This window comes from Faecalibacillus intestinalis (assembly GCF_003024685.1).
In the GTDB taxonomy this organism is placed as follows: Bacteria; Bacillota_I; Bacilli_A; order Erysipelotrichales; family Coprobacillaceae; genus Faecalibacillus; species Faecalibacillus intestinalis.
The window spans coordinates 38633-50875 of sequence record NZ_PYLQ01000009.1 but is presented as its reverse complement, the minus strand read 5'-3'; the positions used below and the strand labels follow the sequence as shown (position 1 = coordinate 50875).

Annotated in this window: 14 protein-coding genes; 5 read left to right on the top strand and 9 right to left on the bottom strand. The window is 27.6% G+C overall.

Going from position 1 to position 12243, the window contains the following annotated elements; all coding sequences use genetic code 11:
* Nucleotides 1-110 precede the first annotated feature (110 nt).
* The 8 genes from C7U54_RS07815 to C7U54_RS07780 all read right to left on the bottom strand — a co-directional run bounded on the left by C7U54_RS07815 (nucleotide 111) and on the right by C7U54_RS07780 (nucleotide 6235).
* A complete protein-coding gene (locus C7U54_RS07815) occupies nucleotides 111-374 on the bottom strand; it encodes a metal-sensing transcriptional repressor (protein ID WP_107029910.1) in 264 nt (87 codons plus the stop codon).
* 2 nt (nucleotides 375-376) lie between these two features.
* On the bottom strand, nucleotides 377-2863 hold the full coding sequence (locus C7U54_RS07810) for a heavy metal translocating P-type ATPase (RefSeq protein ID WP_107029909.1): 2487 nt from the start codon (nucleotides 2861-2863) through the stop codon (nucleotides 377-379).
* Between the two features lie 70 nt (nucleotides 2864-2933).
* Nucleotides 2934-3236, bottom strand: a complete 303-nt coding sequence (locus C7U54_RS07805; protein ID WP_107029908.1) for a helix-turn-helix domain-containing protein — start codon at nucleotides 3234-3236, stop codon at nucleotides 2934-2936.
* A gap of 261 nt (nucleotides 3237-3497) precedes the next feature.
* Nucleotides 3498-4409, bottom strand: coding sequence for a hypothetical protein (locus C7U54_RS07800; RefSeq protein WP_107029907.1), 912 nt, complete (start codon nucleotides 4407-4409; stop codon nucleotides 3498-3500).
* A 74-nt stretch (nucleotides 4410-4483) separates the two neighbouring features.
* Complete coding sequence (locus C7U54_RS07795; RefSeq protein ID WP_107029906.1) at nucleotides 4484-5020, bottom strand: phosphohydrolase; 537 nt, start codon at nucleotides 5018-5020, stop codon at nucleotides 4484-4486.
* Nucleotides 5021-5030: 10 nt separating this feature from the next.
* Complete coding sequence (locus tag C7U54_RS07790; RefSeq protein ID WP_022001075.1) at nucleotides 5031-5429, bottom strand: hypothetical protein; 399 nt, start codon at nucleotides 5427-5429, stop codon at nucleotides 5031-5033.
* A gap of 7 nt (nucleotides 5430-5436) precedes the next feature.
* On the bottom strand, nucleotides 5437-5733 hold the full coding sequence (locus C7U54_RS07785) for a Dabb family protein (protein ID WP_107029905.1): 297 nt from the start codon (nucleotides 5731-5733) through the stop codon (nucleotides 5437-5439).
* Nucleotides 5726-6235, bottom strand: a complete 510-nt coding sequence (locus C7U54_RS07780; protein WP_107029904.1) for an AAA family ATPase — start codon at nucleotides 6233-6235, stop codon at nucleotides 5726-5728. Before C7U54_RS07780 ends, C7U54_RS07785 begins: the two co-directional genes overlap by 8 nt.
* A gap of 244 nt (nucleotides 6236-6479) precedes the next feature.
* Here C7U54_RS07780 and C7U54_RS07775 point away from each other — a divergent pair, with 244 nt between their 5' ends.
* Complete coding sequence (locus tag C7U54_RS07775) at nucleotides 6480-7397, top strand: calcium/sodium antiporter (RefSeq protein ID WP_107029903.1); 918 nt, start codon at nucleotides 6480-6482, stop codon at nucleotides 7395-7397.
* 305 nt (nucleotides 7398-7702) lie between these two features.
* On the opposite strand, the gene C7U54_RS07770 is transcribed toward C7U54_RS07775, so the two are convergent.
* The gene (locus C7U54_RS07770; RefSeq protein WP_107029902.1) at nucleotides 7703-8533 is read right to left on the bottom strand and encodes an Abi family protein; all 831 of its coding nucleotides are present in this window, start codon (nucleotides 8531-8533) and stop codon (nucleotides 7703-7705) included.
* Between the two features lie 150 nt (nucleotides 8534-8683).
* On the opposite strand from C7U54_RS07770, the gene C7U54_RS07765 reads away from it, so the two are divergent.
* The 4 genes from C7U54_RS07765 to C7U54_RS07750 all read left to right on the top strand — a co-directional run bounded on the left by C7U54_RS07765 (nucleotide 8684) and on the right by C7U54_RS07750 (nucleotide 12226).
* Entirely contained in the window at nucleotides 8684-9499 is an 816-nt protein-coding gene (locus tag C7U54_RS07765) for an AAA family ATPase (RefSeq protein WP_107029901.1), read from the top strand.
* A 90-nt stretch (nucleotides 9500-9589) separates the two neighbouring features.
* Entirely contained in the window at nucleotides 9590-9958 is a 369-nt protein-coding gene (locus C7U54_RS07760; protein WP_107029900.1) for a GntR family transcriptional regulator, read from the top strand.
* A complete protein-coding gene (locus C7U54_RS07755) occupies nucleotides 9955-10842 on the top strand; it encodes an ABC transporter ATP-binding protein (protein ID WP_107029899.1) in 888 nt (295 codons plus the stop codon). Before C7U54_RS07760 ends, C7U54_RS07755 begins: the two co-directional genes overlap by 4 nt.
* Nucleotides 10835-12226 carry a hypothetical protein gene (locus tag C7U54_RS07750; RefSeq protein ID WP_107029898.1) on the top strand — a complete coding sequence of 464 codons (1392 nt, stop codon included), beginning with the start codon at nucleotides 10835-10837 and terminating at the stop codon, nucleotides 12224-12226. The genes C7U54_RS07755 and C7U54_RS07750 overlap by 8 nt, the downstream gene beginning before the upstream one ends.
* Nucleotides 12227-12243: the final 17 nt, after the last annotated feature.

Sequence of the window (12243 nt, the reverse complement as noted above, 5' to 3'; positions counted from 1 at the left end):
CATTACTTTATACTTGTAGTTTACAATATCAAAAGATATAATACCGTCTTATATAAGCTGGTATTATACTTATTTACGCAAAAAAATAAGAAACCTTTTTAAAAGATTTCTTATTTCAATAAATTATCTAAGACTTTAATCATTTCTTCTATTTTTTGATCACAATCTTCACTATTTACCGCATCATGAACACAATGGGTCATGTGGGCTTTTAAGACTTCTTTGTTGGCTCTTTTTAAAATCGCTTCACTGGCCATGATTTGATGTGAAATATCAATACAATAACGATCTTCTTCCACCATTTTTAAGATACCATCAATTTGTCCTCTTGCGGTTTTTAAAAGTCTTGTGACCTGTTTTTTATCGGCCATCATACTTATTCAATTCCTTTATAAGTATATCCTGCTTCTTCAATGGCTTGTTTTAGGATTGCTTCATCAACTTCACCTTCTACAAAAGCACAATTGTTTTCTAAATCAACTGTTGCATGAACACCATCAATTTCATTTAACGCTTTTTCTACGTGTGCCTTACAATGTTGACACATCATTCCTTCTACTAATACCTTTTTCATTTTCTTTTCTTCCTTTTTCCTATTTTCCTTTATTTGAATTATTTGATGTTGTGGTTTAAAGAATCTAAGTCTTAAAGCATTTGAAACTACAAAGACAGAACTTAACGACATCGCTGCTGCCCCAAACATTGGATCTAATAATAAACCAAAGAATGGATAGAAAACACCGGCAGCGATAGGAATTCCTATCACATTATAGAAAAATGCCCAGAATAAGTTTTCTTTAATATTTTTAATCGTTGCTTTTGAAAGTTCATAAGCAACAACAACATCTTGTAAATCATTTTTCATTAATACAATATCTGCTGATTCAATCGCAATATCAATACCAGAAGTCATTGCAATACCAACATCACTTCTAACAAGAGCAGGTGCATCATTGATTCCATCACCCACCATGATTACACGATGTCCTTTTTCTTGTAATTCTCTGACATGTTTTTCTTTATCTTGTGGTAAGACTTCACCAATCGCTTCAATTCCTAATTCGCTTGCTATTGCATTGGCAGTTAATTGATTATCCCCAGTTAACATATAGATATTCATATGCATATCTTTTAAACAATCAATTGCATGTTTACTTGTTTGTTTTAAGACATCACTTACAACAATTAAACCGATCAGTTTACCAGCATAACTATAAAATAATGGTGTCTTTCCTTTCGACGATAATTCTTTATATAAATCATCAATCGAAGATAAATCAACATCATATTCTTCCATCAATCTTTTATTTCCCGATAAAAGAACTTCTCCACTGAAAGAACCTACAAGACCTAATCCTTGTTTCATTTCAAAATGATCTAAAGTATTAATTGATAAACCTTGATCACTTACATAAGTATAAATTGCTTTAGCTAAAGGATGCTTAGAATATTGTTCAATTGAACCTGCATATTTCAATAAATCATTTTCACCTATATTTATTGGATAAACTTCAGTCACTTGAGGTTTACCTTCTGTAAGTGTCCCTGTTTTATCTAAAACAATTGTATCACATTTAGAAAGCTGTTCTAAATGTTGGGCTGATTTTACTAAAATACCTAAATTAGCCCCTTTTCCTGTTCCAACCATAATTGCTGTAGGAGTGGCAAGCCCTAAAGCACATGGACAAGAAATAACAAGAACAGAAATTGCACAGTTTAAAGCAAAATGGAAATCTTTATTTCCAAGTGTCAACCATAAAATGAAAGTAATGATTGCAATCGTAATAACGGTTGGCACAAAGACACCACTGATCTTATCGGCAAGTTTCGCAATTGGTGCTTTAGAAGCCCCTGCTTCTTCTACTAAACGAATGATTTTAGAAAGAGTTGTATCATTTGAAGTATGACTGACTTCTACTTGCATATAACCATCTAAGTTATTGGTTGAACCAATAACTTGATCTCCAACTGTTTTATCAACTGGTAAGCTTTCTCCAGTAATCATCGCTTCATTGATTGAACCATGTCCTTGAATGATTTTTCCATCCAAAGGAATATTGTTACCTGGTTTAACAATCACAACATCACCCATTTGAACATCTTCAATGGCCACTTCAACTTCTTTGCCATCTTTTAACACGATAGCTGTTGAAGGCATCAGCTTCATCAATTTTTCAATCGCTTCTGAAGTCTTTTGTTTAGAACGTGATTCTAAATATTTACCTAAAGAAATTAATGTTAAAATCATACCTGCAGATTCAAAGTAAAGTTGCATCATATAATGATGGGTCATATCCATGTCCATTCTACCTAAATAATAAGCCATCATAAAAGTAGCATATAAACTATAAATAAAAGCAGCTGAAGAACCTAAGGCAATCAAAGAATCCATATTTGGACTTCTATTCCATAAAGTCTTAAATCCTCTAATATAATAACCTCTATTAATAAACATAATAGGAACAACTAAACATAATTGAACTAAAACAAAGAACATCATATTTTCATGACCTAAGAGAATACTTGGTAAAGGCCAATTCATCATATGTCCCATACTGATATAAAATAAAGGAATCAAGAAAATAAATGATAAAATCAAATTCTTCTTTTTATGTTCATTTTCATCTTCTTGAACATTTGAAACCTGTTTTTCACCAATATTTTGAGCTTTATAACCCGCTTTATCAACCGCTTCAAAAATCTGATTTTCATTTATTTTATTTTCATTAAATTCAACAGTCATTGAGTTCTGTAATAAATTGACATTAACATCATCAACACCATCCAACCCTCTTACTGCTTTATCTACATGGGCTGAACAAGCACTACATGTCATGCCAATGACATCATATTTCTTTTTCATCACTATACCTCCCACCCCTATGGGGTATCTATATCGTACTTGAATACTAGAAAATAAGCAAGAAATATGCTTACAAAATTTCTTGCTTTTCTAAGATTAGTTTTCCCTCTTTTATTTGATAAATACGATTTCCCCATTCTTTTCTTTCATCACTTTCTTCAACCAATTCATTCATACTTACCCCAAACAAACAACTTAATGCATATAAATGATGAATTGAGGGATATGTACTTCCTTTAAACCAACGATAAATTGGTTGAGGACATTCTAAACATAAATAATTTTGGATATCTTTGACTTTATATCCTATTTTCTTAATATATTTTTTTAAATTCATTCCTAGTTTTAAAGGGTCTATTAATTTTTTATCCATTTTTATCACCAACATTATTGTAAAACAAAAAAAGAAAGCTGTCATTGAACTTATAGTTCACTAGTCTTCCCTTTTTTCAGACATTCTAAACTTAAATCACCTTTTCTTTGTAACCTTAAAAAATGATTGATTTAATCTCAAAGATAACATTTTATCATTCATTTCTTTTGCCAACTTGTAGATAAAACTTATCATAAAAGCAAAGAATAAAACTATTATTGAAAAAATACTGGTAAAAAAAAGATACCAAAAATCGGTATCTTAATCATATTCTGGCATAAGGCTTTCATCAACAACATAGGCTATTCTATTGTATAGAATTTTTAATAGATCTTCTTTAGCAACATTTTCTAAAAGCTCTTTCCCAAGTTCAGATTTAACTAAATGAGTTAGACAGTCATATTGGAAAGCATATTTAAATGGGGCATAGTCATTTCTAAACATATAAATCGAATACTTATCACCAGCAAAAGGAATATCACTATCAACATGTACACCATATGTACCATATTTTTCTAATGGAAAATCATTTTTTCTATATCTATAATGAATTGTATCTTCTGTACCATAAATTTTAGAAAAAGCATAGAACTCCCTAAATTTATATATCTTATAGATATCCCCATCTTTTTCAAAATAATATGAATCTAAACCAATGGTCATAGTAAATGGAAAATCAAAGACTTTTCCACTTTTATGTGAGTTAAATGAAACACTTCCTATAATATCTAAAGAACCTTGGTTAAAAGTTTCTTCATCATATATTTCATTAAATCTTAATTCTATTCCAAGATCAAAATCAACATCCCCACAATTATTATATTTATTGATATCCTCTAATAATTTGTTATGAGAAACATTGTCAAAAAGTTCATTGTAAGAATAAGCACTTTTTAAATCAATATTAGCTATTTCATTGGCACTGTTTTTAAGCATGCTTATTTCTTTTTCATCTGTCATTTTTCTATAACAGATAAACTTATCAAAAACAGCTTCCTTTAAATTATTTTCAAATTTATTAAATTGATAAACAAGCTTTCCCAAAAAATTGTCTTGTATATAGATTTCATCTTGATTCAAACCTTCAAAATATTCTTTTAGGCCAGGAATATACCAATTAGCATCTTCATTCTTTACAAAATCAAAAAATTCATCAAATGTAACATGTTCCATATAAGAGTCCCCCTTAAAAATATATACTCAAATTTTAGCACAGAAATAAGGAAAGGGTAAAGAAAAAGACAATTTTAAATTTCCATCGTCTCTTTATAAAATTCTATAAATTCATTTTCAATTGTTTCAAAAGCTACAAAACTTAAATCAACTTTTCTTTGCAACTTTAAATAATCCCAATTGATTTCATCATTTAATAATTCTTTTAGTTCCAAAGATAACATTTCATCATCAATTTCAAAAACTAATTTAGTTTCATCTTTTGTTAAATCTCTTTGAATAAAATGTTTCCAAATCGTATTTTGTAAAACATCTTCCACTTCTAAATAATAAGTAAGTTCTTTTTTTATCGGTCTTGTAACATCACTTAAATAAACTTCACTTCCATCATGCAACAAACATCCTAAAATAACTTCTTTACTATATCCTCTTGTCTTTGCTTCTTTAGCACAAGCAAGACTATGTTGAGCTACGGAATAAAAATGTTGAACATGCCCATTTCCTCGACATATTAAAGAAAGTGCATGAGCAATATCTTTAATATCTAATAAACTTTCATCTACATTTAATGGATCAAAATATTTTTTTGTATACGTTGTAATAAAACTCATAAAAACTCCTTTATAACTTAATAGATGTCGTGCTTAGGGCACACACCATAATTAACAAACAACAAATTGTCATATTCATTCCAAATGAAAATGATAAAAAATAAGCTATTATTGAATAAAATAAATACAATAAACATGTTATAAAAAAACGTATAAAATGTTTATAAGCATACTTTTTTCTTGACATGCTTGTTGCCTCAATTGCTTCTTGATAAGAAACTCCTGAATACCAATAAATACATTCATTTTTATAAATCATTCCTGTAAGCAAGGTTATCATCATAAGCATATAATTACCTAAAATCAAGCTAAATAGTTTAAGATTTTTCAAATCAACAATCATCATCAATACCATGCCAACACAAAATAAAATCATCCAAACAATGTACCCCTTATAGCTTTTTTTCATTTTAAACCTATTTCCTTTCAATATCCCCACATAAACGCTTACAAACTAAATCTTTACAACGTTTTTTATGAGCTTCATGCAATGGGTGATTTTGAAAATCCTTTAAAGCTTCTTGATTTTCAAATTCACTATAAAAAACAAGATCATAACCTGATGATAAGTTTTCTTCCATTTCCACACATAATAAACCTTCTATATCTTTTAATGTTTCAACAGATTCTTTTAGCTTTATTAACGTTTCTTTTTCTTGATGCTTTTCTTTAACTTCGTCTGTATAATTCCAAAATAAAATATGTCTAATCATTTTTCACCCCTACTTTCATAATTTCATTAACAACTTCCTCTACTGTTTTATAAGAAACATCTATTTTATAAGTATCTAATTTTTGATACATTTCCATTCTTTCGATACTTCTTTTTAAAACATCGCTCTTTCTAATTCCTTGATCAATATCTTTTTGAATACGTTTTTCTAAAGCTTCTTTTTGACAAACTAAAGAAATCGCTATTACTTTTACGTCATTTAAATCAAGACGTGAAAGTATATCATCAATTATACTTTGTTCATGCATTACCCAACAAAAAATAATATTTTCAAAAGTATTACATTTTATATCATTGTTCAATAAAGTACAGATATTGTTTAAAACAAGCTTCTTTGTTTCTTTATTTACAACAAAAGGATGCATATCCCAACACCAATCACCATCTAAAAATACACTTTTATCTAATTTTGTTTTTAAAACTTGGCATGTGGTAGTTTTGCCAACACCCATTGTTCCACCTATTAAATATAATTTTTTCATACAAATACCTCAAATTTAATTCTACATTAAATATTTTAACATATATTAAAATAGAATTGATTTATTTATGATTATCAATTATTATTTTTATATAAAAGGGAGTAGTTAGCATCTTCGATGTTCTAATAATCGTCATCACGCTTATAGCCGGTTATTATGAGTAAATAACGAGACTTTTATCAATCAATTTTTTTGATGCGATAAAAGTCTTTTTGTTGACTTTTTTCGCAAGAAAGGGGAAAACATGGAATATATTTTATTAATGATTGGTTTTATTTTTCTAATTAAAGGTGCTGATTTATTTGTTGAGGGAAGCTGTAATCTGGCAAGATTTCTAAAAGTACCCAGTGTAATCATTGGTTTAACGATTGTAGCAATGGGAACGAGCGCACCAGAAGCATCGGTAAGTATACGTGCTGCATTTACAGGAAATAACGAAATAGCTTTAAGCAATATTATTGGTTCTAATATTTTTAATGGTTTAATTGTTGTTGGTATCTGTGCTTTTTTAGCTTCATTTAAAACAGATAGAACGATTTTAAAAAAGGATCTTCCTTTTAATATCATCGTTACTTTCATTTTACTTATCATGTTATTTGATGGAAAACTTTCAAGATTAGAAGGAATATTTCTTATTTTATTAATGATTATCTATCTTGGAAGAATGATTTATGAAGCGATTTGTCACCAACAAAATGAAGATAACACAAAAACACGTTCTCTATTAACGAGTATTCTATTTATTGTTTTAGGATTAGCTTTCGTTATTTTGGGTGGACAACAAGTCGTTGATCAAGCTTGTATTATTGCTAGAAATTTAGGTGTAAGCGAAAATTTCATCGGACTTACGATTGTTGCTATTGGTACTTCTCTTCCTGAACTTGTAACTTCTATTGTTGCTACAAAAAAGGGAGAAAGTGGTTTAGCTTTAGGTAACGCTATTGGCTCTAATATCTTTAATATCTTATTTATTTTAGGATGTTCTGCTACACTTTCACCACTTACTGTTATAAATGAATCTATTATTGATTGTATTATCTTACTAGTAAGTAGCATTCTACTTTATCTATTTGCAAAAACAAATAAATCAATGAACAGAAAAGAAGGTCTTCTTTGTATTTTACTCTATATCATTTATACAGCTTATTTATTCATTAGATAAATCAAAGAGAGCATTCCAAATAGGAATACTCTCTCCTTTTTTAACTCGCTCTTTTTCAAATTATATAACTTGATTTGGTGGCGTACACCGCTTTTTTTACTCCCTCTTAATGGTTGGGAACACCGCTTTTTTCGGTGGATTACCACACAACTTATAAGATTCAATACAATACTTTTTAAAAATTTGAACTATTTTATAGGTATTATTACTTTTTGTTGTTTCATTTTTAATTTTGTGTTGTCTTTTTTCTGTATTTGCATATAATAATAATGTAAATGGCACTTGGTGCGGAAGAAAACTCATGATTATTCATGAGTTTTTTCTTTACATAATTCTTTAATCATATTTAAATATTTTTTCCTATCAGATACTTTTCGTAGTTCATGGGTCTTAGGATTATAAAATCTAATTAATATTTCTAAACTATTACTATGCATTACACAATTACGAATAGAAACCAAACAAAAAATTTTATTAATAAAATCTGGTATCTTTTGTACATTGAAATTCATATTAAATCGCTTTAAATCTTCAAAAATTACATCTTGTTGTTTTTTATCAAGACACGTGAAAACAGTTAACATATTTCCTAAACTCATTCTATTAAAGAAACAATAAATATCTGCATAATTAAAAATTTGTTCTTTTAGTTTTTCTAAATGTGCATTCATATGTTTTATTCTTTGTTCATTATATCTATTTTCTAAAATTGCAGCTCTTATTTTTAAGCCATCAAAAAACATCCTCAATTGATTAGAATCTGTTAATTGATTCCAAGTTAAAATATGATAAGCTGTTATTGACTTGAAATGAATTTCAAAATCTAGTATGTTTTCAATAATCATCGGATATAATTTTCTTTCATTCATAAACAAATCATAATATTCACTAAATTCAACATTTCTTTCGTAAATATGTTCTCCATTTACTTTAATCACTTCTTTTTTTTCATTTGTTTTTGCAAAGTTATGTTTATACGGAGTTATTAAATTTATATAGTTATATTCTAATAATTTCTCACCCGCTATTTTTTTAGACATTATATTAAATTGAACATGCTTTTTATTTTCTAAATACTCAATTTGATTTGAAATTTTTTTCGCTAATTTATATTTTTGAACACGATTTTCATTCATATTATTTCCCCTTTTATTAAAATATATTATATCGAATCATATACTTTCTTCCAAGTAAACCTGCAATATTCAATAAAAATAATACTCTATAAATTTATTGTCTTTTTAACTCTCATCAATTAAGATTAAATTATACGAGGAGGTCATTCTATGATTTATTTAAGTAGCTTTAAATTAAGTAACAAAAAACTTAAAAACCCTAATATTTATCCTTATAGTGTCTTTAAAGATAAATACATTGAACCCTTTTCTTTTGCACCTATTACTATTTTCTATGGAAATAATGGTTGTGGAAAATCTACTCTTTTAAATATTATTGCTGGAAAACTAAAGATAAAAGGAAAAGAAAGCCCTGCAAGCAATAATTATGGTTCAGAAAATTATTGTCAAAGATTTGAAAATGAATGTGCCTATAGTTTGGGAAGTAATGAATACGGTGTTCCTTTTTATCATCTTCCTGAAAATAGTCGTTATATCAAAAGTGAAGATATTCTCTATGAAATTAAAAAAATACAACAAAAAGCAATTTTAGAACATGGATTAACTTATGATTATATGCAAGATGGTTTATCTTTAGAAAAAGCTCAAAGTATTTTGGATCATAAAAAAGAACAAAGAATAGAAAATATTATTTTTTCTCAAGAAAAGTATTCCAATGGAGAAACCTCTTTACAGTTTTTTCAAGAATACCTCATACCTGAAGCGCTTTATTTATTAGATGAACCTGAAGTTTCTTTATCCCCTGCCAACCAGGTTGCATTAGCCCATGAAATTAATAAACTCGCACATTATTTAGGATGTCAATTTGTTATTGCTACTCATTCTCCTTTTATGTTAGGAACTTTAGATGCTAAAATATATAATCTTGATGCTAAAGAATGCCAAGTCACGCCTTGGTATCAATTAGAAAACGTACGTTATTTTTATGACTTTTTCAAAAAACATGAAAAAGAGTTCACTCAATGAGCTCTTTTTTTCTTTACCTTATTGACAAATCATTAAATGTATTATACTGTATTAGTGTACTAGTGACACTAATACAGTTAGGAGGACTCTATGTTTATAATAGATATTCAAAATAAAGTTCCTATTTTTGAACAACTCAAAAAACAAATTTTAGAATTTATCTCTATCGGCATTTTACTTCCTAATGATAAATTACCTTCGGTAAGATCTCTTGCAACAGATATTGGCGTTAATCCTAATACTGTTTCTAAGGCCTATCAAGAATTAGAGAACCAAGGTTATATTTATTCCGTTAAAGGAAAAGGATGTTTTATTGCTGATAATCAAACTGATCAATTGATTAAAGATGATAAATTAGATGATTTTAAAGGATGTGTCAATGAAATGAAAAAGCATCAAATTACCAAAGACAAATTATTAGAAATTATTGAAGAAGTATATAAGGAGGAAACTGTATGATTGAAATTAAAGATGTGATGAAATCTTTTGAAAATAAAAATGTTTTAAATCATTTAAATGTCACAATTTCCTCAGGAAGTATTTTTGGTTTGATTGGTCCTAATGGAGCTGGGAAATCAACCTTACTTTATTTATTAAATGGGATTTCTAAATGTGATGAAGGAAGTATTTTATTTGATGGAAAAGATGTTTATGAAAATCCTGATGTTAAAAAAGATATTTTATTCATTAGTGATGATCCCTACTATTTTCACTTTGCTACTATTGATGAAATGAAAGATTTCTATCTTACTTTTTATCCACAATTCAATTTAGAAACCTATCAACATTATGTTGATTTATTCCGTTTACCACAAAATAAACCTTTAAAAGATTATTCAAAAGGAATGAAAAGACAAGCAATGTTTGCTTTAGCACTTGCAATTGCACCAAAATATTTACTATTAGATGAAGCTTTTGATGGTTTAGACCCTGTTATGCGTTTAGCTTTTAAAAAAGCTATTAATCAAATCATTGATGAAAATATGACAGTCATTATTTCATCTCATAATTTAAGAGAGCTTGAAGATATTTGTGATAGTTTTGGTATTTTAGAAAATGGATGTATGACAACATCTGGTGATCTCTATGATATTAAAGATCATATTCATAAAATACAAATTGCTTTTAAAGAAGAATTAAACAAAGAAGAATTTAGTCATTTAGATGTTCTATCTTTCCATAAACAATCTCGTGTGATTAATATGGTTGTTAAAGGAGACATCAATGAAATTAAAGATTATTTAAGAATGTTCAATCCAATTATGTTAGAAGTTTTACCTGTAAATTTAGAAGAAATATTTATTTATGAAATGGAAAGAAAGGGGTATGGTGTCTATGATTAATAAAGATTATTTTAAATATTTAATAAAACAAAATAAGAAATATCTTATTCTTATTTATGTAATTGGAATCATTATTCCTTTTCTACTAATCAATAAATTTGATTATGTACCTTTAAACGATGAAAATATAACGCGTTTTGCACAAATAATTCCTTTAGCTTATGGATTTATGTTATCTTTTATTGTCCCTATTTATCTGTTTTCTTTTTTACAAAAAAAGAAAAGTAATATACTTTACTTTTCCTTACCAATAAAAAAAGAATCACTTTATTTAACAACAAGTTTATTTTCTTACTTTGCAACTATTCTACCTGTTGTTATTTACCAAATTATAAGCCAATTTATTGGTAACTATATGATTTCTTTTCCATTGGACAAATTTATTCTAGCAATAATTATCACCATCGTCCATATGTTTGCGATGAATACAATCATTACATTTGTAACACTTTCATCTCAAAATATGACTGATAGTTTAATTTGTTCGATTGCTTATATGATCATACCCTTTGTTGTTTTTCTTGCTCTTAATATTTGTGCAACCAAGGTAGCCCAAACATTTATGATGGGATATGGAAACTATTCACAATCATTAAAATTATTACTTAATTATATAAGTATTGTTTATAGTGGGTTTTTCCAAGGAAACTATTTATTATCGCCATTTGTTTCTAATACACCTATTATCTATTGGTTTATTTTAAGTATTATCTTTTCATTGATTAATTATCATTTATTTTTAAAACGTACACTCGAAAAAAGTGAAACATACACAAAATCTATCTTTATGTATCCATTGATTATTATTTTAAGTACATTATCAATGATGTTATTTGTGTATGATCTAGAGGATTTAAAAATGACAACACTCATGTTTTCTGTTATTTTCATCATTTATTTAATTATGTATTATTTTTCAAAAAGAAAAGTTTATTTCAGCTGGAAAATTCCATCTCTCTTTATTCTATTGATTATTGGTTGCATTGGTTTTTCTAATATTTATTCTAATACCAAAGGTCTTAATACAATTTATGAATTACCAAAAAACAAGGATATCCAAGAAATCTATTTTTCTACTGATCGTTATATTTTCGACGAAGATAAGCCATCAACTGTCGATAATCAAGAAATAGAGAATTTAACAACGAAAAATATTACAATTCAAAATAAAAAAAATTTCATGAAAAGTATGTACGAAATTATGAACAAAAATTTAATTACTAAATCCGCTGATTATCATGGTTATGAAAACTATTATGAATTAACGATTAGTTTTACAACTAAAAACACCATCAATCCAAACAGAAATTATATTATTAAGGATGAAAATATGGCAGCTGTACTCGATATTTTTTCTAAATATGACATCATTAAAAACAAATAGGTTGGGTATTACCTCAA